The sequence below is a fragment of the Pseudonocardia xinjiangensis genome, assembly GCF_050948425.1.
In the GTDB taxonomy this organism is placed as follows: Bacteria; Actinomycetota; Actinomycetes; order Mycobacteriales; family Pseudonocardiaceae; genus Pseudonocardia; species Pseudonocardia xinjiangensis.
In genome coordinates this window covers 2,289,788-2,314,647 of record NZ_CP192009.1, presented here as the reverse complement: position 1 = coordinate 2,314,647, position 24,860 = coordinate 2,289,788, and the positions used below count along the sequence as shown (strand labels likewise).

The following is a 24,860-nucleotide window of genomic DNA, read 5'->3' as shown; positions in this document are numbered from 1 at the left end:
GGGTCAGAGCGTGCCCTTCGTGGACGCGATCCCGGTGAGCCGCGCGTCCGGTTCCACGGCGGCACGCAGTGCCCGGGCGACCGCCTTGTACTCGGCCTCCGTGATGTGGTGCGGGTCGCGGCCGTCGAGCACCCGGATGTGCAGGGCGAGATGGCCGTGGAAGGCCAGCGACTCGAAGACGTGCCGGTTGAGCACCGTCGGGTAGTGACCGCCCACGACGAAGCCCTGCATGACGTCGGGCTCGCCGGTGTGCACGGTGTACGGGCGGCCCGACACGTCGACCACGGCCTGCGCGAGCGCCTCGTCCATCGGGATCCAGGCGTCGCCGAAGCGGCGGATGCCCTTCTTGTCGCCCAGCGCCTGCCGGATCGCCTGCCCGAGCACGATCGCGACGTCCTCCACCGTGTGGTGGGCGTCCAGCTCCACGTCCCCCTGGGCGTGGACCGTGAGGTCGAACGCCCCGTGTTTGCCCAGCGCGTCGAGCATGTGGTCGAAGAACGGGACTCCGGTCGCGATATCGGTGGTGCCGGTGCCGTCGAGGTTGATCTCGACGAGGACCTTCGACTCCTTGGTGACCCGCTCCACGCGGCCGATCCTGCTGGTCATGTCCGCAACTCCTGCTCCACCACGTCCGCTGCGATCTGCAGGAACGCGTCGTTCTCCTCGGGCGTGCCGATCGTGACACGCAACCGCTCGCGGATACCGACGTCGCGGATGAGGACTCCGCGGTCGAGGAAGGCCCGCCAGGCGCGCGGGGCGTCGGCGAACCGGCCGAACAGGACGAAGTTGGCGTCGCTCGGCACGACGTCGAAGCCGGTGGCGGCGAGGTCGGCCACCACCCGGTCGCGCTCGGCGCGCAGCAGCGCCACCGTGGCGAGCGTGGCGTCGGCGTGCCGCAGCGACGCCCGCGCCGCGGCCTGCGTGAGCGACGAGAGGTGGTAGGGCAGCCGTACCAGCTGCAACGCGTCGACGACGGCGGGAGCGGCCGCCAGGTAGCCCAGCCGGCCGCCGGCGAACGCGAACGCCTTGCTCATCGTGCGCGAGACGATCAGCTTGTGGCCGTGCGTGGCCAGCAGCGTGATCGCGCTGGGGCGGTCGGAGAACTCCGCGTAGGCCTCGTCGACCACCACCATCCCCGGGGCGGCGTCGATCAGGGCGGCCAGCTCGGCCGGCTCCAGCGACTGGCCGGTGGGGTTGTTCGGGCTGGTGAGGAACGTCAGGTCGGGGGCGTACTCGCGCAGTGCCGCCGCCGCGGCCCGGATGTCGACGGAGAAGTCGTCGCGGCGCGGGGCGGGCAGCCACTCGGTGCGCGTGCCCGCGGCGATGATCGGGTGCATCGAGTACGAGGGTTCGAAGCCCACGGCCGTGCGCCCCGGCCCGCCGAACGCCTGCATGATCTGCTGCAGGATCTCGTTGGAGCCGTTGGCGGCCCAGACGTTGGTGGCACCGAGCGTGACGCCGGTGGCGCTGGTCAGGTAGGCGGCGAGATCGGTGCGCAGCGCGAGCGCGTCCCGGTCGGGGTAGCGGTGCAGCTCGGCCGCGACGGCGTGGGCGGCCTCGGTGACGTCGGCGACCAGCTCGGGCGGCGGCGGGTACGGGTTCTCGTTGGTGTTGAGCCGCACGGCCACGTCGAGCTGCGGTGCGCCGTAGGGGCTGCGGCCGCGCAGGTCTTCACGCAGCGGCAGGTCGTCGAGGGAGACCTCGGCGCCCACCGCGGGGAGGAGCGCGGTCACGGGGCGAACCTCGCCGTGACGGCCTGACCGTGCGCGGGCAGGTCCTCGGCGGTGGCGAGCGTGACCACCTGGTCGGCCACGTCGCGCAGCGCGTCCTCGGTGTACTCGACGATGTGCACGCCGCGCAGGAACGTCTGCACCGACAGGCCCGCGGAGTGGCGGGCGCAGCCGCCGGTGGGCAGCACGTGGTTGGAGCCCGCGCAGTAGTCGCCGAGCGACACCGGGGCGTAGGGGCCGACGAAGATCGCGCCCGCGTTGCGGACCTGGAGCGCGACGGAGCGCGCGTCCTCGGTCTGGATCTCCAGGTGCTCGGCGGCGTAGGCGTCGACGACCGTGATGCCGTCGGCGAGGCCGTCGACCAGGACGGCTCCGGACTGCGGGCCGGTGAGCGCGGTGCGGATCCGCTCGGTGTGCTTGGTCTGGGGCACCTGCCGCCCCAGCTCGGCGTCGACGGCGTCGGCGAGGGCGGGCGAGGTGGTGACCAGCACCGACGCCGCGTTCGGGTCGTGCTCGGCCTGGCTGATCAGGTCGGCGGCCACGTGTACCGGGTCGGCCGTGTGGTCGGCGAGCACGGCGATCTCGGTGGGGCCGGCCTCGGCGTCGATCCCGATGAAGCCGCGCAGCAGCCGCTTGGCGGCGGTGACGTAGACGTTGCCCGGCCCGGTGACCATGTCGACGGGCGCGAGCTCGGCGCCGTCGGTGTCGGTGCCGCCGTAGGCCAGCAGCGCCACGGCCTGCGCCCCGCCGACCGCCCACACCTCCTCGACGCCGAGCAGCGCGGCCGCGGCGAGGATGGTGGGGTGCGGCAGCCCCCCGTGCTCGGCCTGCGGCGGCGATGCCACCACCAGCGACTCGACGCCGGCGGCCTGCGCCGGAACCACGTTCATGACCACGCTCGACGGGTAGACGGCGAGCCCGCCGGGCGCGTACAGACCGACCCGGCGCACCGGCACGAACCGCTCGGTGACGGTGCCCCCGGGCACCACGCCGGTGACGATGTCGGCGCGGCGCTGCTCGTCGTGCACCTTCCGGGCCCGCTCGATCGAGGTCTCCAGCGCGGTGCGCACCGACGGGTCGAGCGCGGCCAGCGCCCCGTTGAGCGTCTGCACCGGCACCCGGACCCCGGACGGGCGCACCTTCTCGAACTGCTCGGCGAACTCCAGCGCGGCCTCGACCCCGCGCTCGCGCACCGCGTCGACGATCGGGCGCACCTGGTGCAGCACCGCGTCCACGTCGACGTCGGCACGCGGCAGGAGGCCGCGCAGGTCGGCGGTGCGGGGCAGGGGGGCGGCACGCAGGTCGAGTCGGCGGAGCATGGTGCCAGAGTACGGGGGCGGCTTCGTCACCGGGCCGGGGAGGCGGGGCCGCCTCCGGGCGTACTCTCACCGCGCGTGACGATCTTGTCCGGTGCCTCGTGAGCCGCTTCCTGTTCCTGCCGATGCCCGGCCTCGGCCACGTGAACCCCACCCTCGCGGTGGCGACGGAGCTGGTGGCCCGCGGGCACCAGGTCACCTACCTGCTGCCCGACCAGTTCCGGGACACCGTGGCGGCCACCGGGGCCGAGCTGGTCGAGTACACGGCCCCGCCCTTCCAGCCGCCGAAGCCGGGCGAGGCCGTCGAGGGCCATCTCGCCGTACTGATGCAGCAGCTCATGGCCACCGCGGAACAGGTGGCTCCCCTGCTCCTCGACCTGTACGACCGGCAGCGCCCCGACCTCGTCGTGGGCGAGAACTTCTCGATCTGGGGCACGCTGCTCGTCGCGGCGCGGTCGGCCAGGGCGGTGCAGCTGTCGGCGTCCTACCCGCCGGGACCGCACTCCCCGGTCACCCGGCGCTTCCCCGCCGCGGGGAACGCCGGGCCGCCACCGGTCGACACCATCCGGCTGGCCGCGGTCGCCGACCGCTACGGCGTGCGGGTGGCGGATCCCGCCTCCCTGATCTGGGGGCACACGCTCCCGACCGTGGTCTTCATGCCCGCCGAGTTCCACCCGGACCACGAGGCGCTCGGCGCCGCGGTGCACTTCGTCGGTCCGGCACTGGGCCGTCCCGAGCCCGCCGACGGGTTCGACCTGTCGGCGTGGGAGACCACGCCGGGGGTCTACGTGTCGCTGGGCACCGCGTTCAACGAGCGCAAGGAGTTCTTCCAGGCCTGCCTGGAGGCGTTCGCGCACAGCGACCGCCCGGTGCTGGTCAACCACGGGAGGCGGCTCGGCGCGGCCGACTTCCCCGACGTCCCGGACAACGTCGTGCTCGCATCCCACGTGCCCCAGCTGCGGGTGCTGGAACACGCCGCCGCGTTCGTCACCCACGGCGGGATGGGCAGCACGATGGAGGCGATCTTCCACGGGGTGCCCATGGTGGTGGTCCCGCAGATGGTGGAGCAGGAGGCCACCGCCGACCGGGTGGCCGAGCTGGGCCTCGGCGTCCAGCTCGATCCCGCGGACGCCACCCCCGGCGCGCTGGCCAAGGCCGTCGACACCGTCGTCTCCGACCCGGCATACCGCGCGGCCTGCGCCCGGATGGGCGCGCTGGCCAGGGCGGCGGGTGGCGCCCCCGCCGCCGCGGACGTGCTCGAGGCCGCGGCGACCTGACCCCGGCCCCCTGCGCCGCCCACCCCGCGAGTCGCCCGTTCCAGCGCGCGAGTCGCCCGTTTCGAGCGCGCGAGTCGCCCCGGTGCAGCCCGGCGTCAGGGCCGCAGGTCGAGCCCGATGTCCAGCGCCGTGACCGAGTGGGTCAGCGCCCCGACCGCGATGTAGTCCACCCCGGTCTCGGCGTACTCCCGCGCGTTGGCGAGCACCAGCCCCCCGGACGACTCCAGCCGCGTCGGCAGGTCACCCCGGCGCCGCACCGCCTCCCGCGTGAGCTCCACGGAGAAGTTGTCCAGCAGCACGAGCTCCGCGCCGAGCGCGAGCACCTCGTCGAGCTGTCCCAGGGTGTCGACCTCCACCTCGCACGGCAGGTCGGGAGCGTGCTCACGGGCCGCGGCCAGCGCCGCGCCGACCGAACCGGCGGCGGCGACGTGGTTGTCCTTGATCAGCACCGCGTCACCGAGGCCGAGGCGGTGGTTCACCCCGCCGCCGCAGCGCACCGCGTACTTCTCCAGCAGCCGCAGCCCCGGCATCGTCTTGCGGGTGTCGCGGATGCGGGCGTTCGTGCCCGCCACGGCGTCCACCCAGGCCGCCGTCGCGGTGGCCACGCCCGAGAGGTGGCACAGCAGGTTCAGTGCCGTGCGCTCCGCGGTGAGCATCCCGCGCACCGGCGCCCGGACGGTGAGGGCGACGTCGCCCGCCTCGAGGCGGTCACCGTCGGCTCTCGCGTCGAGCACCTCGACGGCGGCGGGTGGGGCCAGGACCGTGTCGAGGACCGCGAGCACGGCTGGAATCCCGGCCAGCACCCCCGGCCGGCGTGCGGTGAAGGCGGCGACGGCCACGGCGTCGGCCGGGACCGTGGCCGCCGTGGTCGCGTCCGGGCCGTAGCGCAGGTCCTCCTCCAGCGCGATCCCGACGACGCGACGCAGGTCGTCCCGGTCGGGTGCCTCGATCGTCACGGTCATGCCGCCACCGCCGTCTCCTCCTGCACGGTCGGTCGACCCGACCGGTCGAGCCCGACCACCAGGCTCGTTCGCTGCCACACGTCGTCGCGTTCCGGGAAGTCGGTGCGCACGTGGCAGCCGCGGCTCTCGGTGCGGTGCCCGGCGGCCGCGAGCACGGCCTGCGCGAGCAGGGTCAGCGCGGCATCCTCCACCCCGGCCCGGTCCACGGGCACCCCGAGCGCCGTGGCCGCCTCCACGGCGTCCGACGCGGCGGCGAGCCCTGCGGCGTCACGCCCGATCCCCGCCGCACCGGTCATCGCGCGCTGCACCACCGGACGCGGCGCGAACGCCACCGCGGGGGACGGCACCGGCAGCGCGGCATTCGCGGCGCGCGGGACCGGGTGGTCGGCGGCGACGGCGCGGGCGGCGCGCGCACCGAGCACAAGGCCCTCGAGCAGGCTGTTGGACGCCAGCCGGTTGGCTCCGTGCAGGCCGGTGCGGGCCACCTCGCCCGCGGCGTACAGCCCCGGGACGGTGGTGCGCCCGTCGAGATCGGTGACCACCCCGCCGCACGCGTAGTGCGCGGCCGGCGTCACCGGGATCGGTTCCCGCACCGGATCGACCCCCACGGCCAGGCAGGCGGCGTGGACGGTCGGGAAGCGGCGGGCGAAGTGCGGGATCGCCGTGGCGTCGAGATGGACGCAGTCGGCACCGGTCTCGGCGAGCGTGCGGGTGATCGCCGCGGCCACCACATCGCGCGGGGCCAGGTCGGCGAGCGGATGCACCGCCGTCATGAAGCGCCGCCCCGCCCGGTCGAGCAGCACCGCGCCCTCCCCGCGTACGGCTTCGGTCACCAGCGGGAGCCTGCCGACGGCGGGAGCTCTCCTGACGCTCGACGTCAGCTGCAGCCCCTGGGTCCTGATGCTCGGCCCCGCCTGCACGCCGGGTGTGTAGAGCGCGGTGGGGTGGAACTGCACGAACTCCAGGTCGGCCGCGGTCGCTCCGGCCCGCAGCGCGAGCGCGACGCCGTCGCCGGTGGCCGTCGCCGGGTTGGTGCTGCTCGCGTAGAGCTGCCCGTACCCGCCGGTGGCCAGCAGCACGGCGGGCGCCTGCAGCAGCCCGGGCCGACCGGCGTCGTCCAGCACGGAGAGGCCCGCGACCGAGCCGCACTCGTCGAGCAGGACGTCCACCGCGACGTGTCCGGTGAGCAGCGGCAGCCGCCGGTCGGAGACCGCGGCAACCAGTGCCCGCTCGATCTCCGCACCCGTCGCGTCGCCGCCGGCGTGCACCACGCGGAACGCGGAGTGGCCGCCCTCCCGGGCGCGGGCGAGCCTGCCGTCGTCGCCCGGGTCGAAGACGGCGCCCCTCGCCCGCAGCCGCGCGACGGCGGCCGGGCCGTCGGTGATGATCTCCCGCACCGCCGGGGCGTCGGACAGGCCAGCGCCCGCGACGAGGGTGTCGGTGACGTGGGCGTCGACGGTGTCGCCGGGCACGTCGCCGACCACCACGGCGACCCCGCCCTGCGCCCACCGGGTGGACCCGGCGTCGGCGGCGTCCTTCGTCACGACGACGACGCGCAGCCCGAGCTCGGTGGCGTCCAGCGCCGCGGTGAGACCGGCGACGCCGGACCCGACGACGACGAGGTCGGCGGTGGCCTCCCAGAGCGCCGCGCTCACTCCGCGCCCCCCGGCTGCCCGATCGCGATCATCCGCTGGACGGCGGCCCGGCCGCGGGCGGCCAGATCGGGGTCGACGTGCACCTCGTCGGTGCCCTCACGCAGAGACCGGAGCAGCTTCTCCGGGGTGATCATCTTCATGTAGCGGCAGGATGCGCGCTCGTTGACGGGGCGGAAGTCGATCTGGGGCGCCGCCTTGCGCAGCTGGTGGAGCATGCCGACCTCGGTGGCCACGAGCACGCTGGCGGCGGTGCTCGCGCGGGCCGCGTCGAGCATGCCGCCGGTGGAGAGGATCTTGACCCGGTCGTCGGGCACCGCGCCGGCACCGGCGAGGTAGAGCGCCGAGGTGGCACAGCCGCACTCGGGATGGACGAACAGCTCGGCGTCGGGGTGCGCCTCGACCTGGGCGGTGAGCGCCGGCCCGCTGATCCCGGCGTGCACGTGGCACTCCCCCGCCCAGACGTGCATGTTCGTCCGGCCGGTGACGCGCCGGACGTGGGCTCCGAGGAACTGGTCGGGCAGGAACAGCACCTCGCGGTCCGCCGGGATCGACTCCACGACCTCCACCGCGTTGGACGAGGTGCAGCAGACGTCGGTCTCGGCCTTCACCGCTGCGGTGGTGTTGACGTAGGAGACGACGACCGCGCCGGGATGCTCGGCCTTCCACTCCCGCAGCTGGTCGGCGGTGATCGAGTCGGCCAGCGAACACCCGGCGCGCGCGTCCGGGATCAGGACGGTCTTGTCCGGAGCCAGGATCTTGGCCGTCTCGGCCATGAAGTGGACGCCGCAGAAGACGATCGTCGAGGCGTCGGACTCGGCGGCGATCCGCGACAGCGCCAGCGAGTCGCCGGTGTGGTCGGCCACGTCCTGGATCGCCGGGAGCTGGTAGTTGTGCGCCAGCAGCACGGCATTCCGGCGGCGGGCCAGCTCGCGGACCTCGTCCGCCCACCCCGCGTCCGGTGTCGGTGCCTCGGTCGGCGAGGCGGTGACCTCGGTGAGCGTCACGGTGTCCCTCCATCTCCTGTTTTCGACTATCAGTCGCAAACAGCGGCGATGGTAGCAGCGGGTTCAGGCCGGCACACCGTTCTCGTGACCGGGAACTCACCGCACGGCAACCGGCCGTTCACGTGCCCCGACACACCGTCACGACCCCGGCGCCTACGATCCGCGCATGACCCGCCCCACCGAGCACGAGGTGCTGGCGGCGGTACTGCAGATCCGCGCGGACTCGCTCCAGGTGCTGGCCTGGCAGCGGGCCCTGCCGCCCGACTCGGGCCGGTGGGCGCTGCCCGGCGGCCGGCTCGGGGACGACGAGGACGTCGAGCGGTCGGTCCGGCGGCAGCTCGCGGAGAAGGTCGACGTCCGCGAGGTGACCCACGTCGAGCAGATATCCGTGTTCAGCCACCCCGACCGCGTGCCCGGCCCGCGCCTGATCGCGACCGCGTTCCTCGGGCTCGTGCCGTCCGACAGCGACCCCGCGGTCCCCGCCGACACGGCGTGGCACCCGCTCACCGCGCTGCCCCCGACGGCGTTCGACCACGCCGCGATCGTCGAGGCGGCCCACGACCGGCTGCGGGCGAAGCTGTCCTACACGAACCTCGGGTTCGCGCTCGCCCCGCGGGAGTTCACGATCTCCGCGCTGCGCGATCTCTACGCCGCCGCGCTCGGCCACCCCGTGTCCGCCACCAACCTGCAGCGGGTGCTCACCCGGCGCGGGCTGCTGGAGCCGACCGGCGAGGTCTCCCCGCCCGGTCCGGCGGGCGGACGTCCCGCGGCGCTGTTCCGGTTCACCGACCGGACACTCCGCGTGACCGACGCCTTTGCGGTACTACGGCCGCCGAGCGAGCAACTGCGCGGCGCCGTACCGTAGTCGAGTGGCCGAGACGCTCCCGCTGTTCCCGTTGGGCACGGTGCTGATGCCCGGGGCCTCGCTGCCGCTGCACATCTTCGAGCCCCGGTACCGCCAGCTCACAGTCGATCTCGTGACCGGCGCGGTCCCCGACAAGGAGTTCGGGGTCGTGGCGGTCCGGGAAGGCTGGGCACCCGACGAGGACGGCATCGCCGGCCTGCACACCGTCGGCTGCACGGCGGAGCTGCGCGATGTCCGCCGCCTGCCCGACGGGCGGTTCGATCTCGTCACGCGTGGGGCGCGGCGGTTCCGGCTGCTCGACGTGGACGAGGAGTCGAAGCCCTATCTGATGGGGTCGGTGGAGTTCCTGCCCGACACCGAGGCGCCCGTCGCCGACGGCATGACGCAGATGCTCACCGCCGCCGCCCGTGCCGCCCATCGCCGCTACTGCGACACCGCGTGGAAGACCGGCGACTGGTCCGAGCCCGATGCCGACCTGGAGCCCGACACCCTCCCCCACGTGCTCGCGGCCGACTGCCTGCTCCCCATCGGCGACCGCCAGAGCCTCCTGGAGCAGACCTCCCCCGTCGAGCGCCTACGCATGGTGCGCGCCCTGCTGGCCCGCGAGACCGGCCTGCTGAGCCAGCTCCGCGCCGTCCCCGCCCCCATCACCACCTTCGCGGTGGAGACCAGCGCCAACTGACCGCCCCACCCGCGAGCTCCGCGAGTCGCCCGCATTCCGTCCGCGAGTCGCCCGTTACGCACCCGCGAGTCGCCCACCGCGCGCGCAGGTTCGTGATCCCGGTCAGCGCCAGCCGAAGCGCGTGCGCAGCTCCGCCGCGACGGTCTCGAAGCGACGGCGGTCCAGGATGGCGCCCTCACGACGGATGTCGTGCTCACCGATCTCGAGGACCCGGTCCAGCCGGACGAACGACTCCCGGCCCTCGCGGTCCCACGAGCCGGATCCGATGGAGATCCAGTCCCAGTCACCGGCACGGTCAGCCTGGCTCGACAACATCAGGCCGACGAGCTCACCACCCTGGCGGCCGACGACCAGGAGCGGCCGGTCCTTGCCCCGCCCGTCGTCCTCCTCGAACGGGACCCAGGCCCACACGATCTCGCCGGGGTCGGCGGTGCCGTCGGGGTCGGGCGAGTAGATGATCGTGCGCGCCCGATCGAGGGAGGATGCGCTGCGGGCCGGCACTCTCGGCGGAGGGGGCGGCTCCTGCCTGCCGGGTGACAACAGGTCCATACCGATCTTCGTGGCCTGCCGCAGGGCACCTCTCCAGTTCGCCATGGCGACAGCATGGACGACAACGCGTCCGGTGTCCGTAGGGTCCTGTCATGATCAACCGAATTCGGTACCGCATCGTGGCCTGGCTACGTCCACAGGCCGCCCGAAACCGCCGAAATCCCCCGCAAGGCTCACCTGGTCCTGACGTCGAGCGCGTCAGATCGCTCCACCGGGCATCGGCGGAGTCAGGCGTGGAGAGGGTCGGCGCTGCGGCGCTCGCCGTGGCGGCTGCAGCGCGCGGTCCAGCCGATGGGCGTCACCTGCACCACCATGCGGCGGGCGCAGTCGGGGCAGAACCGCGGTGGCTCGAGCTCACGGCGGCCCGCGCAGCGCGGGTGGTCGCCCTCGTCGGACGGCTCGCCGCACTGGTCGCAGAACACCGGGGCCGTCACAGCGTCTCGTTCAGGGCCTTGATCGGCATCTGGAGCTCGCCGAGCAGGTCGATGTCGGACTCGGCAGGGCGTCCGAGCGTGGTCAGGTAGTTGCCGACGATCACCGCGTTGATCCCGCCGAGCAGCCCCTTGCGCGCGCCGAGGTCGCCGAGGGTGATCTCCCGGCCTCCGGCGAACCGGAGCACCGTGCGCGGCAACGCCAGCCGGAACGCCGCGACCGTACGCAGGGCGTCCGGCCCGGCCATCGGCTCGAGATCGCCGAACGGGGTGCCGGGGCGCGGGTTGAGGAAGTTGAGCGGCACCTCGTCGGGGGTCAGCGCCGCGAGCTGCGCCGAGAACTCCGCGCGCTGTTCCAGGCTCTCCCCCATGCCGAGGATCCCGCCGCAGCACACCTCCATGCCGGCCTCGCGCACGAGTCGCAGCGTCTCCCAGCGCTCCTCCCACGAGTGCGTGGTGACGACGTTCGGGAAGTGCGAGCGCGCGGTCTCGAGGTTGTGGTTGTAGCGGTGGACGCCCATCGCGGCGAGCTCGTCGACCTGCTCGGGGGTGAGCATCCCCAGCGAGCAGGCGATGTTGATGTCGATCTCGTCCTTGATCGCCGCGATACCCGCCGCGACCTGCGCCATCAGCCGGGCGTCCGGACCGCGGACGGCCGCGACGATGCAGAACTCCGTGGCACCCGTCTTGGCGGTCTGCTTGGCCGCCTCGACGAGCGACGGGACGTCGAGCCACGCCGAGCGCACCGGTGAGTCGAACAGTCCCGACTGGGAGCAGAAGTGGCAGTCCTCGGGGCAGCCGCCCGTCTTGAGCGAGATGATCCCCTCGACCTCCACCTCCGGGCCGCACCACCGCATCCGCACCTGGTGGGCGAGTTCGAGGAGGTCGTCGAGCGCGTCGTCGGGCAGCCGCAGCACGTCGAGGACCTGCGCCTCGGACAGGCCGATGCCCTCCTCCAGCACCTGCGTGCGCGCGGTGGCCAGGATGCCGGTCTCGGTCGTCGTCACGGGTGTGCAGTCTGCCATTCGCCACCCAGCGCCGCGGCCAGCCCGTGGCGGGCGGCGACCGCGAACTCCTCTGCCGGTAGCGCGCCCGCACCGTCGGGCATCGCGCCGAGGAGCGGCACCCCGGTGACGGCGGGGAGATCGACCAGGTTGCAGACGGCGGCCAGGTCGGGGTCGGCGGGCCAGGCCCCGACCACCACCCCCGGGCAGGTCAGGCCGCGGGCCCGCAGCGCCTCGACGGTGAGCGCGGTGTGGTTGAGCGTGCCGAGACCCGCGGTGGCCACCACCAGCACCGGGACGTCGAGCGCGGCGGCGGTGTCGGCGAGCGTGCCGCCGTCGTCGTCGAACCTGACCAGCAGCCCGCCCGCACCCTCCACGAGCACGAGATCGTGGCCGGCGGCCAGCTCCCGCGCCGCCTCGGCAGCCTCCTTCGGCGTGACGGGCGCAGCGCCGGCCCGGCGGGCGGCCGTGGCGGGCGCGAGGGGGTCGGGATAGCGCGCCAGCTCGCGGGGCGTGATGCCGGGGACGAGCCGGACCACGTCGGCGAGGTCCCCCGGCTCGTCGGGCCCGACGCCGGTCTGGGCCGGCTTCAGCACGGCCACCCGCTCCCCGCGGGCGCGGGCGAGCGCGGCCACCGCCGCGGTGACGACGGTCTTGCCGACCCCGGTTCCCGTCCCACTGACGACGAGGACCTGTCCGCCGGTCATCGGGCCGCCGCCGGAGCCAGCACCTCGGCCAGGACGGCGCGGACCAGCGCGGTGTCCTCCGCGGTGAGGGTCGCCCTGGCCGTCAACCGCAACCGGCTCGTCCCCTCCGGCACCGACGGCGGGCGGAAGCAGCCGACCCGCACCCCGCGGGCGGCGCAGGCGCGCGCGGCGCCGACCGCCCGCTCTGGGTCTCCGAGCACCACCGACACCACCGCCGACGGGGGTGCGGGCACCCCTGCTGCCGCGGCCAGCTCCGCTGCGGCCCGCAGCACGGCGAGCGGCCGGTCCGGTTCGGCCCGCAGCACCTTTACCGCCGCCAGCGCGGCACCGACGGACGCGGGCGCGAGGCCGGTGTCGAAGATGAACGAGCGGGCCGTGTCCACCAGGTGCTCGGTGACCGCGGCCGGCCCGAGCACAGCGCCACCCTGGCTGCCCAGCGCCTTCGACAGCGTCACGGTGACGACCACGTCGTCCGCTCCGGCCAGGCCGACGCCGGTGAGCAGCCCCCGGCCGCCGGGACCGACCACGCCGAGTCCGTGTGCCTCGTCCACCACGAGCAGGGCGCCCCGTTCCCGGCAGACGCCATGCAGCTCCCGGACCGGGGCGAGCCCGCCGTCGACGCTGTTGACGCTCTCGGTGACGACGAGCGCCCGCGGCTCGGTCCGGGCCGCGAGCACCGCGTCGACGGCGGCGGGATCGTCGCGCGGGACGACCGCGATGCGGGCGCGCGACAGCCGGCAGGCGTCCACGAGCGAGGCGTGGTTCGCGGCGTCGGAGACGATCAGCGCGCCCGGACCCGACAGCGCCGTCACCACCCCGAGGTTCGCGGCGTAGCCGGAGGAGAACACGAGGCAGGACTGGGCCCCGCAGAAGTCCGCGAGCTCGCGTTCCAGCTCGGCGTGCAGCGCCGTGGTGCCGGTGACCAGACGGGACCCGGTCGAGCCCGCCCCCCACGTCCGTACCGCGCTCACGGCCCCCTCGACCACCCGCGGGTCGCCGGTGAGCCCGAGGTAGTCGTTGCCGGCGAGGTCGAGCAGGCCGTCGGCGACGCCACGCGGGCGCAGTTCCCGGCGGAGCCCGGCCTCCCGCCGGCCGGCGGCGTGCGGATCGAGCCAGGCCAACGGGTGCGACGGTGGGAAGGGAGGCACGGGCGCCCACGGTAGCGACCGGGCTGCGGGCGGGCGGGACGGTGGTCTGGGGCCCTCTGTGCGCGCAGGTCCGGATCCACCCCCCGCGAGTCGCCCGGATTCGGCGCGCGAGTCGCCCGGAACCCGCCGGCGAGTCGCCCGGATTCCGCGCGCGAGTCGCCCGGGCGGCGGGATCAGGGGCGGGGCGAGGTGAGAGCGAAGGTGATCTCGCGGCGTCTCAACCGGTAGCCCGCCCGGTCGTAGACGCCCAGGGCGCCGGTCGGGTTCTGGGCATCCACGGTGAGCGACGAGGTGTCGTAGCCGCAGTCACGGGCCGTCCGCAGCACGTGCGCGAGCAGCGCGGCCGCGACCCCTCTCCGCCGGTGCGCCGCGACGGTGCCGACCGTGGCGACGTAGAGGTCACGCCTGCCCGTGCGCGCCGTGTCGGCGTCGTACTCGTAGCTGAGCACGTAGCCCGCGATCCCACCGTCCGCCGTCGTCGCGACCGCCGAGCAGGCTGGGCGGAAAGCCCGGCTCCCGGTGCGCGAGTGCGCCCAGCCCTCGGCGCTGACCGGCGCGGAGCCCCAGTGGTCGGCGAAGGCGCTGTTGTGCGCGGTCCGCAGCGGCCCGTCCCAGCGCGCCGCGTCGTAGTCGAGGCCCAGCGACGAGACGGCCAGGCCGGCCGGGGCCGGAACAGCCACGATCGGCTCGGTGAGGGTGCGATCGAGCTCCGACCACCACCGCAGGGGCACCATCCCGGCGGCCTCGGCCAGCGCGACCGCACCCGTATTCGACTCGGGCACCCGCATACGCAGGGTCGCACCGAGCTCGGTTGCCCGTTCCCGCGCCGCGGCCAGCAGCGCGTTCCCGATCCCCCGGCGCCGGTAGGCGGGATGGACACCGGCGTCCGAGATCAGGGACGGGCCCTCCGCGCGCCCACTGCGCGACCGCAGCACCTGGTAGGCGACCGCCCTGGCGTCGGCACCCGCCGGTCCATCGAGCAGCAGGACGGTCTCGCGCTCGACGTCGAGCTCGGGATCGGCGAGCTCCTCGGCGCAGTCGGCGGCGTCGTAGTGCTCGCCGCGCTGGTCGGCGTCCTCGATCGCGGCGAGCAGATCTGCCCACCGACCCGCGTCGTCGGGGCGCATCGGACGGCCGTGCAGTCTGGACCGCAGCGTCGACGGAAGGACGGGCAAGGTCACGGCGGCGACGCTAGGACATCCCGGCCACGGTCCGCACACGGTTTGCCGGACGGGCGACTCGCGCGCTCGAACAGGGCGACTCGCGCGCGGAAATGGGGCGACTCGCGGGGTGGGGACGGGCGACTCGCGGGGGTGGGTCAGGCCGCGGCGGCCGCGGCCACCACCGCGGCGCTGATGACCGCGAGGTCCGCCGGCTCGCAGACGTAGGGCGGCATCGTGTAGACGAGGTCACGGAAGGGCCGCAACCACACCCCGGCGTCGACGGCCGCTGCCGTCGCCGCGGCCATGTCCACCTCGCGGTCGAGCTGGACCACGCCGATCGCGCCCAGCACCCGGACGTCGACGACGCCGCGAAGCTGCCGCGCCGGGGCCAGGCCGCTGCGCAGGGCCGACTCGATCCCGCGGACGCGGGCCCGCCAGTCCCCGCTCACCAGCAGCCGGGTCGACGCCGCCGCCACCGCCGCGGCGAGCGGGTTGCCCATGAACGTCGGGCCGTGCATGAGCACGCCCGCCTCGCCCTCCGTGATCCCGCGCGCGACCTCACCGCTGCACAGCGCGGCCGCCATCGTCAGGTAACCGCCGGTCAGGGCCTTCCCCACGCACATCACGTCGGGGGCGATGCCGGCGTGGTCGGCGGCGAACAGCTCGCCGGTCCGGCCGAAACCGGTGGCGATCTCGTCGAACACCAGCAGCACGTCGTGGGTGAGGCACAGCTCGCGCAGCACGTGCAGGTAGCGCGGGTCGTGGAACCGCATACCGCCAGCGCCCTGCACCACGGGCTCGACGATCACGGCCGCCAGCTCGTCGGCGTGGCGCTCCACGAGGTCGGCCAGCTCGGCGACGTAGGCCTGCTCGAAGGCGACGGGGGGCGGTCCCGCGAAGACCTGCCGGGGCAGCACGTCACGCCACAGCGTGTGCATGCCGCCGTCGGGGTCACAGACGCTCATCGCCCCGAAGGTGTCGCCGTGGTACCCGCCGCGCCACGTCAGCAGCCGGTGCTTACCCGGGCGCCCCCGGGAGCGCCAGTACTGCAGGCACATCTTGATCGCGACCTCCACCGACACCGAGCCCGAGTCGGCGAGGAAGACGTGCTCCAGCCCGGCCGGGCTGATGTCGACGAGCAGCCGCGCGAGGTCGACGGCAGGCCCGTGGGTGAGGCCACCGAACATCACGTGACTCATGGAGCCGAGCTGGTCACGCACGGCGGCGTCGAGTACCGGATGGGCGTAGCCGTGGATCGCGGCCCACCACGACGACATCCCGTCGACCAGTTCCCGGCCGTCGGCCAGCCGCAGCCGGACCCCCGCGGCCGACTCGACCACGAGCGGCGTGGCTGTCGCGGGCATCGGCGCATAGGGGTGCCACACGTGCGCGCTGTCGGCGGCGAGCAGGTCCTCGGTCGTCACGACGAGGGAGCCTAGTGTCGCGGAAACGAGGTTCCTTGCCCGAATCCGGTGTCCAGACGGATGGATCGCAAGGCGGAGGAGGCGCCGATACCGCTGTTGTATCGGCGCCGACGACAACGCCGCAAGGCGCCGCCTGGGCGCCGGAGGCAGGTAAGACGACCTCGTTTCCTCGACACTCGGCTCACGTCGTCGCAGGTCCGGCTAAGGTGCCGGGTCATGTCCACCGCCGCCGAGCCCGCGACCGTGCACCCCGCGCTGTCCCGACGCCGCGAGCTCGGAGCCACGAGCGCACGCTCCCTGCTTCTCACCGTGCTCGGGGAGTTCGTGCTGCCACGCACCGACGCCGTGTGGACGCAGGTGCTCATCGACGTGCTCGGCGGCCTCGGGGTGGAGTCCAAGTCGGCCCGCCAGGCGCTGGCCCGCACCGCGGCCGAGGGCCTGCTCGTGTCCGACCGGGCCGGACGCCGCGTGCGGTGGGCGCTCAGCGACCAGGGCCGCCGGCTGCTCTCGGACGGCGCCGCCCGCATCTACGGGTTCGGCGCCGAGGCGGGGCAGTGGGACGGCCGGTGGCTGGTGCTGCTCATCAGCGTGCCGGAGGCGCGCCGCCAGCTCCGGCACCGCCTGCGCACCCGCCTGGCCTGGGCCGGGCTGGGCTCCCCCGCGCCGGGGGTGTGGCTCACCCCTGACCCGACCAAGCAGGACGAGGTGGCCGACGTGGTCGCCGACCTCGAGCTCACGGGCGTGACCAGCTCCTTCGTCGGGCCGTTCGGGGTGATCGGCGCCGAGCGGCAGGTGGTCGAGCAGGCCTGGAACCTCTCCGAGGTGGAGGCCGCGTACGAGGAGTTCCTCGACGCGTTCTCTTGCGCGGAGCCGAGCGACCCGCTGGACGTGCTCACCCACCAGATCCACCTCGTGCACGCGTGGCGGCGCTTCCCGTTCCTCGACCCGAAGCTGCCCGGCGAGCTGCTGCCCGCCGGCTGGGCCGGGGCCCGTGCGGCCGAGCTGTTCGACACGCTGCACGCCCGGTGGGACCAGGGCGCCCAGGCTCACTGGCTCCGGCTGGTGGCCACCGCCACCTGAGCCAGGAGGGTGCTGAAGAGCGGAGCTGTTCAGCGCGCTCCTAGAGCTACTCCCCCGGCGGGGTGTAGGCGCCGCGCGCCGCGGCGGCCTTCTCGAGCACCCCGGCCAGGTCCTGCGGCGCCACGAGGGCCCGGCTCTCGACGTGGGTGAAGGCACCGCTGCCGGCGATGGCGATGGACAGCGCCGCCACGTCCTCGTTGCTCGGCACGTGCACCACGGCGAAGCCGTCACGGTCACCGAGCATGTAGTACAGGCACTCGAGGGTGCCGCCCGCGCTCTCGATCATGGCCCGGGCGGCCGCGGCCCGGTCATCCGCCTTGACCATCATGCGCGCCCAGGCCTGCGGTGTGTAGCTGAAGAAGATGGCGTAGGCGGCCATGGCGACCCTCCCGACAGCGATGGGTCAGCCAGTGCACCACCTGCGACCTGCGGTGTCATCCCTCGGAGGGGTCGGTGTGGTCGCCGGCGGGCGTGGTGGCCCGTCAGCCCAGGCAGCCGGGGCCGAGCAGGCCCTGGAGGTCGCCCAGCAGCGACGGCGACCGCGTGACCGTGAACGCCTGGTCGAGCCGGAACACCTTGGGGGTGCCGCTGCCGTTGACCAGCGCGAGATGCACCTCCGAGGTGCCCGGGTGGTTGCGCAGGACGTCCTTCAGCTTCGACACCCGCTGCGGGGTGCACAGCTCGGTGCGCATGCTGACCTTCACCGGGGCGCCCGTGCCGCCGCTCGCCGGGGTCAGGTCGGGCACCGCCAGGTCGTTCACGATGAGTGAGACGCGGTCGTCGCGCCGGTTGACCCTGGCCTTGACCAGCACGATCGCGTCCTCGGCGACGTCGACACCGACCACCTGGTAGCAGCGCGGGAAGAACAACACCTCGATGCCGCCCGCCAGGTCCTCCAGCTGGGCCGACGCCCACGGCTCGCCGTTCTTGTTCACCCGGCGGTTCACGTTGGCGAGGATGCCGCCGATGGTGACCTGCCGGCCGTCGGGCACGGTGCCTTCGAGGATGGCGGAGATCGCCGTGTCGGACCTGGCCGTGAGCATCTGCTCCACCCCGTGGAGCGGGTGGCCCGACACGTACAGCCCGAGCATCTCCCGCTCGACGGCGAGCTTGTGCTTGGTGTCCCACTCGTCGGTGGGCACCTTCACGTCGAACACGGAGTCGAGCTCGGACGGGCCCGAGCCGTCCATGGAGCCGAACAGGTCGAACTGGCCCATCGACGCGGCCTTCTTCGTGCTCATCACCGCGTCGATCGCGTCGGCGTGCACGAGCAGCAGGCCCTTGCGCGGGTGGCCGAGCGAGTCGAACGCGCCCGCCTTGATCAGCGACTCGATGACCTTCTTGTTGCAGACCACCGCGTCGACCTTGCGGAGGAAGTCGGAGAAGTCGGTGAACGCGCCCTTCTCCGTGCGCGCCGCGACGATCGCGTCGACGACGTTGACGCCGACGTTGCGGATGCCGCCGAGGCCGAAGCGGATGTCGCCCCCGACCGGGGCGAAGTTGCGCACCGAGTCGTTGACGTCGGGCGCGAGCACCGTGATGCCCATCCGGCGGCATTCGGCCAGGTAGACCGCGGCCTTGTCCTTGTCGTCGCGGACCGAGGTGAGCACCGCGGCCATGTACTCGGCCGGGTAGTTGGCCTTGAGGTAGGCGGTCCAGTAGGAGACCAGGCCGTACGCGGCGGAGTGGGCGCGGTTGAACGCGTAGTCGGAGAACGGGAGCAGGATGTCCCAGAGCGTCTTGACCGCGGCCTCGGAGTAGCCGTGGTCCTTCATGCCCTGGGCGAAGCCCGCGTACTCCTTGTCGAGGATCTCCTTCTTCTTCTTGCCCATCGCACGGCGCAGCAGGTCGGCCTTGCCGAGCGTGTAGCCGGCGAGCTTCTGCGCGATCGCCATGACCTGCTCCTGGTACACGATCAGGCCGTAGGTCTCGCCGAGGATCTCCTTCAGGGGCTCCGCCAGCTCCGGGTGGATCGGCGTGACCTCTTGGCGCTTGTTCTTGCGGTCGGCGTAGTCGTTGTGCGCGTTGGCGCCCATCGGACCGGGCCGGTACAGGGCGCCGACGGCGGAGATGTCGTCGAACTCCGTGGGGGCCATGCGGCGCAGCAGGTCGCGCATCGGGCCACCGTCGAGCTGGAAGACCCCGAGAGTGTCGCCGCGGGCGAGCAGTTCGTAGGTCGTCCGGTCGTCGAGCGGGACGCTCTCGATCTCGAGCTTCGGCTTGCCGTTCCGCTCGATGTTCTCCACCGCGTCGTCGATGATCGTGAGGTTGCGCAGCCCCAGGAAGTCCATCTTCAGCAGCCCGAGCGTCTCGCAGGCGCCCATGTCGAACTGCGTGATGATGGCGCCGTCGGAGTCGCGGCGCTGGATCGGGATGACGTCGATCAGCGGCTTGCTCGACATGATCACGCCGGCCGCGTGCACGCCCCACTGCCGTTTGAGGCCCTCCAGGCCACGGGCGGTGTCGATGATCTCCTTGACCTGCGGGTCGGTCTCGTAGAGCGCCCGCACCTCCGTGGCTTCGGAGTAGCGCTTGTGGGCGGGGTCGAACACACCCGAGAGCGGGATGTCCTTGCCCATGATCGCCGGGGGCATCGCCTTGGTGATGCGGTCGGCCACCGCGTAGCCGGGCTGACCGAACAGCACACGCGCTGAGTCCTTGATCGCGGCCTTCGCCTTGATCGTGGAGTACGTGATGATCTGCGCGATGCGGTCCTCGCCGTACTTCTCCGTGGTGTAGCGGATCATCTCGCCACGCCTGCGCTCGTCGAAGTCCATGTCGATGTCGGGCATCGAGATGCGCTCGGGGTTGAGGAACCGCTCGAAGATCAGCTTGTGCTCGATCGGGTCGAGGTCAGTGATGCCCAGGACGTAGGCGACCAGCGAGCCCGCCGCGGAACCGCGACCGGGACCGCACCGGATGCCGACCGACTTGGCGTGCTGGATGAGGTCGGCGACCACGAGGAAGTAGCCGGGGAACCCCATCTGGATGATGATCCCGACCTCGTAGTCGGCCTGCTTGCGGTACCGCTCGGTGATCCCGTGGGGGAACCGCATGTGCAGCCCGCGCTCGACCTCCTTGATCAGCCAGCTCTCCTCCGTCTCCCCGGCGGGGACGGGCGCGCGCGGCATGAGGTCCTGGCCCTCGGTGAAACCGACATCGACCCGCTCGGCGACGAGCAGCGTGTTGTCGCAGGCCTCGGGGAACACCGGATCCCACTGGGCCCGCATCTCGGCCGGTGACTTGAGGTAGAAGTCGGACGCGTCGAACTTGAAGCGGCCGGGGTCGGCGAGCGTCTTGCCGGTCTGCACGCAGAGCAGCACCTCGTGCGGCTTGGCGTCCTCGGCATAGGTGTAGTGCAGGTCGTTGGTGGCGAGGCCCGGCAGGTCGAGCTTCTTCTTGAGGTCGTAGAGCGCGTCGCGGACCTGGCGCTCGATCGCGATGCCGTGGTCGAGCAGCTCGCAGAAGAAGTTGTCCTTGCCGAAGATGTCGCGGTAGTCGCTCGCCGCCTGGCAGGCGGCGTCGAACTTGCCCCGCTGCAGCAGCCGCTGGACCTCGCCCGACGGGCAGCCGGTGGTGGCGATGATCCCCTTGCCGTAGGTCTCCAGCAGCTCGCGGTCCATGCGGGGCTTGTAGTAGTAGCCCTCGAGCGACGCGAGGCTGGAGAGCCGGAAGAGGTTGTGCATCCCCTCCGTGTTCTCCGCCAGCAGCGTCATGTGGGTGTACATCTCACCCGGGTTGTCGTCGCTGACCGTCTGGCCGCCGAGGGTGGCGCGCTTGCGCTCGTGGCGGCTGCCCGGCGAGAGGTAGCCCTCCATGCCGATGATCGGCTTGACCCCGTGGGCCTTGGCCTTGCGCCAGAACTCGTAGGCGCCGTAGACGTTGCCGTGGTCGGTCATCGCCAGCGCCGGCATCCCCATGCGCGCGGCCTCGGTGAACAGGTCGTCCAGCCGGGCCGCTCCGTCGAGCATGGAGAACTCGGTGTGCGTATGGAGGTGGACGAAGCTGTCGCCGCGGCTGGGACCGGCCATCGGGGTGGTGAGCTCCCTTCTGGCGCGGCCGCCGGGGCAGCGCTGGAATCGATGCGGTCGCCGCGCCGGCCGTCCTGGGGACGGCACCGGCACCTCGGCCGCTGGGATGGACACAGGCTAACCCCGGCCCCCGACAAGTTTCCGTGCCCGTGCGGTGGCCCGCACCGCGCTGCCCGCCCTCTCACCGGCCGGCGCGGCGGCGCTGCGCAGCGTGGCCGCCGGGACGGCCCACACGCGCCCACCCCGGCCACGCGGAGCCGGCGCCAGGGCCAGGGCCAGCACCTGAGCGCCTGGCCCGGGCGACTCGCAGGCCTGATCCGGGCGACTCGCGCACGGGATCCGGGCGACTCGCGGGTCGGATCCGGGCGACTCGCGGGCCCGATCCGGGCGACTCGCGGGTCGGATCCGGGCGACTCGCGGGCGGGCAGGGGACGGGGCGGGGGCCGCCCTAGACTCGCCGCGATGAGCGAGCCCTCCCCGTACGCGGCGGCGATCGCGCGCGTTCCCGTACGGGAGGACGAGGTGGAGCTGCGCGGCGGCCGCACCCGGTTCTGGGTCTACGGCGCCGACGACGCACCGCACCGCGTCGTCCTCCTGCACGGCCTGCGCGGTGACCACCACGGGCTGGAGCCGATCGTGGCGCACCTGACGGGTGCGCGGGTGGTGGTGCCGGACCTGCCCGGGTTCGGGCAGTCCTCACCGCTCCCCGGCGACGCCCACGACGTCGCCGGTTACGCGGCCTGGACGCGCGACCTGCTCGCCGCCGTCGCACCGGCGGGGGACGTGGTGCTCGCCGGCCACTCCTTCGGCTCGATCGTGGCCGCCGCGGCACTCGGCCGTCCGGCACCGTCGGCGGCCGGGAGTCTCCCCGCGCCGCGGGTGCGGGGCCTCGTGCTCGTCAACCCGATCGCGGCGTCCGCTCTGGCCGGGCCGCGGGTGGTGGTCACGCGGCTCACGGTGCTCTACCACCGCCTCGCCGCCGCCCTGCCCGAGCGCGCGGGCACCGCGCTGCTGCGCCACCGGCTGATGACGCGGGTGGCCAGTACGGCGATGGCCACCACGAGGGATCCCGGCCTGCGCCGCTGGATCCACGCCGAGCACGACCGGTACTTCAGCACGTTCGCCGACCGCGCGACGTTGCTGCAGGCCTTCCACGCCTCGGTGGGCCACGACGTCGGTGAGTTCGCGGCCGGCATCGCGGTGCCGACGTTGCTGGTGGCCGCCGAGCGCGACGACATCGCACCGCCCGCCGCGCAGCGCGCACTGGCCGGACGGTTCCCGGACGCGCGGCTGGCGATGGTTCCGGGCACCGGTCACCTCGCCCACTACGAGGCACCCGCCGCGGTGGCCGCCGCGATGTCGGCGTTCCTCACCGCGCTGCCGGTCCCGTGAGGATTCTCGTCGACTGCCGGTACGTCCGGATCGACCGGCACGACGGCATCAGCCGCTACACGGCGGGGCTGGCGGCCGGGCTGGCCCACCTGCAGGCCGAACGGAGCGGCAGCGCGGCGGGCCCCAGCATCGAGCTGCTGGTGAGCGACCGGCGCCAGCTCGCGCACCTGCCGTCCGGCCTGCCCTGGCACCTGGTCAGCAGCCCCACCGGCCCGCGTGAGCCGCTGGTGGCCCGGCAGGTGCGGCGCCTCAAGCCGGACGTGGTGTTCTCCCCGATGCAGACGATGGGCAGCTGGGGGCGCGACTACGGCCTCGTGCTGACGCTGCACGACCTCATCTACTACCGCAACCGCACCCCGCCGCCGCAGTTCGCGGCCCCGATCCGGCTGCTGTGGCGGCTCTACCACCTCGCGTGGTGGCCGCAGCGGCTCCTGCTGAACCGGGCCGACGCGGTGGTCACCGTCTCGGCGGCCACGGCCGCGCAGATCGCGGAGCACCGCCTGACCCGGCGCCCGGTGACCGTCGTCCCGAACGCCCCCGACCTCGGCCCCGACCTCCCGCGGGCACCGCGCACCGGCGCGCTCGTCTACATGGGCTCGTTCATGCCCTACAAGGACGTGGGGACGCTCGCGAGCGCGATGCCGGCACTGCCCGACCACGAGCTGCACCTCATGAGCCGGATCTCCCCCGAGGAGCGGGCGCGGCTCACCGCGCTGGCCCCGGGCGGACGCCTGGTGTTCCACGACGGCGCGAGCGACGAGACCTACCGCGAGGTGCTGCGCGGCGCGACGGCGCTGGTCTCGGCGTCGCGGGACGAGGGGTTCGGCATCCCGCTGGTGGAGGCGATGGCACTGGGAACTCCCGTGGTCGTCACCGACATCCCGGTGTTCCGCGAGGTGGGCGGGGACGCCGGGGCCTACGTCACCGCGGGCGACGTGGGCGGCTTCGTCCGCGCCGTCCGGGAGCTCGGCGAGCCCGGCTGCTGGGAGGAGCGCTCGGTGGCGGCCCGGGCCCGGGCCGCGCACTACAGCTGGGAGAACTCGGCCCGGGTGCTGCTGGCCCTGCTGGAACGCGTAGCCGCGGCTCGGACGCACCCCCACTGACCCGCCCCCGCGCAGCGCACCCCGACGTTCAGGAAAGCCACTTTCCTGCCCGCAGAGGGCGGGAAAGTGGCTTTCCTGAACCTGTGAGGCCGTCAGGCCGCTCTCGTCACCTGCACGCGGTCGTCGCGGCCCAGCGCGCGCTCGTAGATCCCCTCGAACGTGCTCAGGGTGGCGTCGATGGCGTGCTCGGCGACGAGGTCCCGGCTGGCCGCCCCCATCCGGCGGCGCAGGGCGGGGTCGGCGAGCAGCGCGGCGAGGCGGGTGGTGAGCTCGGGGACGTCGCCCGGCGGGTACAGCCAGCCGTTGCGGCCGGGGCGCACGAGGTGGGGCAGCGCCATCGCGTCGGCGGCGACCACCGGGAGGCCCGCGGCCATCGACTCCAGCGTGACGAGGCTCTGCAGCTCGGCCACCCCCGGCATGCAGAACACCGCGGCACCGGCGTAGGCGTCGAGCAGTTCCTGCTCGGCGACGAACCCGCGGAACCGCACGCGCTCGGCGAGCCCGAGACCGTCGGCCAGCGCCGTCCACTCCTCACGGCGGGCACCGTCACCGATGATCTCCAGCCGCGCCGGCAGTTCCGGCGGCAGCGCGGCGAATGCCCTGATCAGCTCGTCCACGCGCTTCTCCTGGTCGAGCCGCCCGACGAACAGGACGGTCGGGACGGCGCCGGGGGCCTGCGGGGTGGCGCGGTAGCGGTCGGCGTCGATGCCGCAGGACACGGGGATCGCGTCGACGAGCCCGGCGTGGCGCACGAGCAGCTCCACCGCGCGGGGGGTGGGCGCGGTGACGACGGTGGCCCGGCCGAAGACGTTGCCGAGGTCCTTCCACGCCACCGTCGCGAAGGCCCGCCGCAGGGCCCGGGGGATCGGCGAGTAGGCGACGAGGTTCTCGGGCATGAGGTGGTTGGTGGCCACGAGCGGTCGCCCGTCGCGGTGCGCGGCCTTCACGACGCCGCGGCCGACCACCATGTGCGCCTGGGTGTGGACGACGTCGGGGTCGATCTCCTCCATGAGGGCGGCGGTGTCCGGGCCGGCCTCCCACGGCATGCAGACCTGGAAGCCGGAGTGCATGAAGTAGCGGTGGGAGCGGACCCCGTGGACGGTGACGCCGTCCCTGGTGTCGCGGGTGCGGGGGCCGGTGGGAGACGGCGCCACGACGTGCACCTCGTGGCCACGGCGGGCCAGCCCGGTGGCGAGTCGCTCGGCGAAACGCGCGGCCCCGTTCACGTCGGGGGGGTACGTCTCGGCGCCGATCAGTATCCGCAGTGGTTTCACGGCGGCAGGCTTCACGGGACGGGTCCTCTCAGATGAGTGAAGCAGTGCGGGCGAACCGGCGCT

Annotated in this window: 23 protein-coding genes; 7 read left to right on the top strand and 16 right to left on the bottom strand. The window is 73.6% G+C overall.

Translation table 11 applies throughout. The features are described from left to right. Positions 1-3: 3 nt before the first annotated feature. The 3 genes from hisB to hisD are packed head-to-tail and all read right to left on the bottom strand — an operon-like array spanning position 4 to position 3,049. The gene (hisB, locus tag ACQPZA_RS10955; RefSeq protein ID WP_433280209.1) at positions 4-606 is read right to left on the bottom strand and encodes an imidazoleglycerol-phosphate dehydratase HisB; all 603 of its coding nucleotides are present in this window, start codon (positions 604-606) and stop codon (positions 4-6) included. Continuing rightward, on the bottom strand, positions 603-1,733 hold the full coding sequence (locus tag ACQPZA_RS10950) for a histidinol-phosphate transaminase (RefSeq protein ID WP_433280207.1): 1,131 nt from the start codon (positions 1,731-1,733) through the stop codon (positions 603-605). Before ACQPZA_RS10950 ends, hisB begins: the two co-directional genes overlap by 4 nt. Next, positions 1,730-3,049, bottom strand: a complete 1,320-nt coding sequence (hisD, locus tag ACQPZA_RS10945; protein WP_433280205.1) for a histidinol dehydrogenase — start codon at positions 3,047-3,049, stop codon at positions 1,730-1,732. The genes ACQPZA_RS10950 and hisD overlap by 4 nt, the downstream gene beginning before the upstream one ends. Positions 3,050-3,147: 98 nt before the next feature. Between hisD and ACQPZA_RS10940 the strand changes: the two genes are divergently transcribed. Next, a complete protein-coding gene (locus ACQPZA_RS10940) occupies positions 3,148-4,323 on the top strand; it encodes a macrolide family glycosyltransferase (RefSeq protein WP_433280203.1) in 1,176 nt (391 codons plus the stop codon). Between the two features lie 95 nt (positions 4,324-4,418). Here the strand turns inward: ACQPZA_RS10940 and nadC are convergent, their stop codons facing one another. From nadC to nadA, 3 genes are read right to left on the bottom strand one after another with little or no spacing between them, the layout of a single operon-like run. Further along, entirely contained in the window at positions 4,419-5,285 is an 867-nt protein-coding gene (nadC, locus tag ACQPZA_RS10935) for a carboxylating nicotinate-nucleotide diphosphorylase (RefSeq protein ID WP_433280201.1), read from the bottom strand. Then, positions 5,282-6,940 carry an L-aspartate oxidase gene (locus ACQPZA_RS10930; protein WP_433280199.1) on the bottom strand — a complete coding sequence of 553 codons (1,659 nt, stop codon included), beginning with the start codon at positions 6,938-6,940 and terminating at the stop codon, positions 5,282-5,284. Before ACQPZA_RS10930 ends, nadC begins: the two co-directional genes overlap by 4 nt. Further along, on the bottom strand, positions 6,937-7,944 hold the full coding sequence (gene nadA, locus ACQPZA_RS10925) for a quinolinate synthase NadA (RefSeq protein ID WP_433280197.1): 1,008 nt from the start codon (positions 7,942-7,944) through the stop codon (positions 6,937-6,939). The genes ACQPZA_RS10930 and nadA overlap by 4 nt, the downstream gene beginning before the upstream one ends. A gap of 166 nt (positions 7,945-8,110) precedes the next feature. Between nadA and ACQPZA_RS10920 the strand changes: the two genes are divergently transcribed. Both ACQPZA_RS10920 and ACQPZA_RS10915 read left to right on the top strand, forming a co-directional pair. After that, on the top strand, positions 8,111-8,809 hold the full coding sequence (locus tag ACQPZA_RS10920) for an NUDIX hydrolase (RefSeq protein WP_169399395.1): 699 nt from the start codon (positions 8,111-8,113) through the stop codon (positions 8,807-8,809). Between the two features lie 4 nt (positions 8,810-8,813). Continuing rightward, positions 8,814-9,491 carry an LON peptidase substrate-binding domain-containing protein gene (locus ACQPZA_RS10915; RefSeq protein WP_433280195.1) on the top strand — a complete coding sequence of 226 codons (678 nt, stop codon included), beginning with the start codon at positions 8,814-8,816 and terminating at the stop codon, positions 9,489-9,491. Positions 9,492-9,593: 102 nt separating this feature from the next. On the opposite strand, the gene ACQPZA_RS10910 is transcribed toward ACQPZA_RS10915, so the two are convergent. The 7 genes from ACQPZA_RS10910 to ACQPZA_RS10880 form a co-directional block, all read right to left on the bottom strand. Continuing rightward, entirely contained in the window at positions 9,594-10,085 is a 492-nt protein-coding gene (locus tag ACQPZA_RS10910) for a type II toxin-antitoxin system PemK/MazF family toxin (protein WP_433280193.1), read from the bottom strand. Positions 10,086-10,267: 182 nt separating this feature from the next. Next, positions 10,268-10,474, bottom strand: a complete 207-nt coding sequence (locus tag ACQPZA_RS10905) for a hypothetical protein (RefSeq protein WP_433280191.1) — start codon at positions 10,472-10,474, stop codon at positions 10,268-10,270. After that, the gene (gene bioB / locus ACQPZA_RS10900; RefSeq protein ID WP_433280189.1) at positions 10,471-11,496 is read right to left on the bottom strand and encodes a biotin synthase BioB; all 1,026 of its coding nucleotides are present in this window, start codon (positions 11,494-11,496) and stop codon (positions 10,471-10,473) included. Before bioB ends, ACQPZA_RS10905 begins: the two co-directional genes overlap by 4 nt. After that, on the bottom strand, positions 11,475-12,182 hold the full coding sequence (gene bioD, locus ACQPZA_RS10895; protein WP_433280187.1) for a dethiobiotin synthase: 708 nt from the start codon (positions 12,180-12,182) through the stop codon (positions 11,475-11,477). Before bioD ends, bioB begins: the two co-directional genes overlap by 22 nt. Continuing rightward, positions 12,179-13,330 carry an 8-amino-7-oxononanoate synthase gene (locus tag ACQPZA_RS10890; RefSeq protein ID WP_433280185.1) on the bottom strand — a complete coding sequence of 384 codons (1,152 nt, stop codon included), beginning with the start codon at positions 13,328-13,330 and terminating at the stop codon, positions 12,179-12,181. The genes bioD and ACQPZA_RS10890 overlap by 4 nt, the downstream gene beginning before the upstream one ends. Positions 13,331-13,503: 173 nt before the next feature. Continuing rightward, a complete protein-coding gene (locus ACQPZA_RS10885; protein WP_433280183.1) occupies positions 13,504-14,511 on the bottom strand; it encodes a GNAT family N-acetyltransferase in 1,008 nt (335 codons plus the stop codon). 137 nt (positions 14,512-14,648) lie between these two features. Beyond that, a complete protein-coding gene (locus tag ACQPZA_RS10880) occupies positions 14,649-15,917 on the bottom strand; it encodes an adenosylmethionine--8-amino-7-oxononanoate transaminase (protein WP_433280182.1) in 1,269 nt (422 codons plus the stop codon). A 216-nt stretch (positions 15,918-16,133) separates the two neighbouring features. Here ACQPZA_RS10880 and ACQPZA_RS10875 point away from each other — a divergent pair, with 216 nt between their 5' ends. Next, positions 16,134-16,997, top strand: a complete 864-nt coding sequence (locus tag ACQPZA_RS10875) for a PaaX family transcriptional regulator (protein WP_433280180.1) — start codon at positions 16,134-16,136, stop codon at positions 16,995-16,997. Between the two features lie 46 nt (positions 16,998-17,043). On the opposite strand, the gene ACQPZA_RS10870 is transcribed toward ACQPZA_RS10875, so the two are convergent. Together ACQPZA_RS10870 and dnaE are read right to left on the bottom strand one after the other, a co-directional pair. Further along, on the bottom strand, positions 17,044-17,376 hold the full coding sequence (locus tag ACQPZA_RS10870) for a GYD domain-containing protein (RefSeq protein ID WP_433280178.1): 333 nt from the start codon (positions 17,374-17,376) through the stop codon (positions 17,044-17,046). Positions 17,377-17,479: 103 nt separating this feature from the next. Further along, on the bottom strand, positions 17,480-21,028 hold the full coding sequence (dnaE, locus tag ACQPZA_RS10865; RefSeq protein WP_433280176.1) for a DNA polymerase III subunit alpha: 3,549 nt from the start codon (positions 21,026-21,028) through the stop codon (positions 17,480-17,482). A 154-nt stretch (positions 21,029-21,182) separates the two neighbouring features. On the opposite strand from dnaE, the gene ACQPZA_RS10860 reads away from it, so the two are divergent. The 3 genes from ACQPZA_RS10860 to ACQPZA_RS10850 all read left to right on the top strand — a co-directional run bounded on the left by ACQPZA_RS10860 (position 21,183) and on the right by ACQPZA_RS10850 (position 23,523). Beyond that, positions 21,183-21,314 (top strand): hypothetical protein, encoded by a 132-nt coding sequence (locus ACQPZA_RS10860; RefSeq protein ID WP_433280174.1) that lies wholly within the window; start codon positions 21,183-21,185, stop codon positions 21,312-21,314. Positions 21,315-21,490: 176 nt separating this feature from the next. Further along, complete coding sequence (locus ACQPZA_RS10855) at positions 21,491-22,420, top strand: alpha/beta fold hydrolase (RefSeq protein WP_433280172.1); 930 nt, start codon at positions 21,491-21,493, stop codon at positions 22,418-22,420. Continuing rightward, positions 22,417-23,523: a glycosyltransferase family 4 protein gene (locus tag ACQPZA_RS10850; protein ID WP_433280170.1), complete on the top strand. Its 1,107-nt coding sequence runs from the start codon at positions 22,417-22,419 to the stop codon at positions 23,521-23,523. Before ACQPZA_RS10855 ends, ACQPZA_RS10850 begins: the two co-directional genes overlap by 4 nt. 92 nt (positions 23,524-23,615) lie before the next feature. Here ACQPZA_RS10850 and ACQPZA_RS10845 read toward each other — a convergent pair whose 3' ends face one another. Continuing rightward, positions 23,616-24,812 carry a glycosyltransferase gene (locus ACQPZA_RS10845; protein WP_312859561.1) on the bottom strand — a complete coding sequence of 399 codons (1,197 nt, stop codon included), beginning with the start codon at positions 24,810-24,812 and terminating at the stop codon, positions 23,616-23,618. Positions 24,813-24,860: the final 48 nt, after the last annotated feature.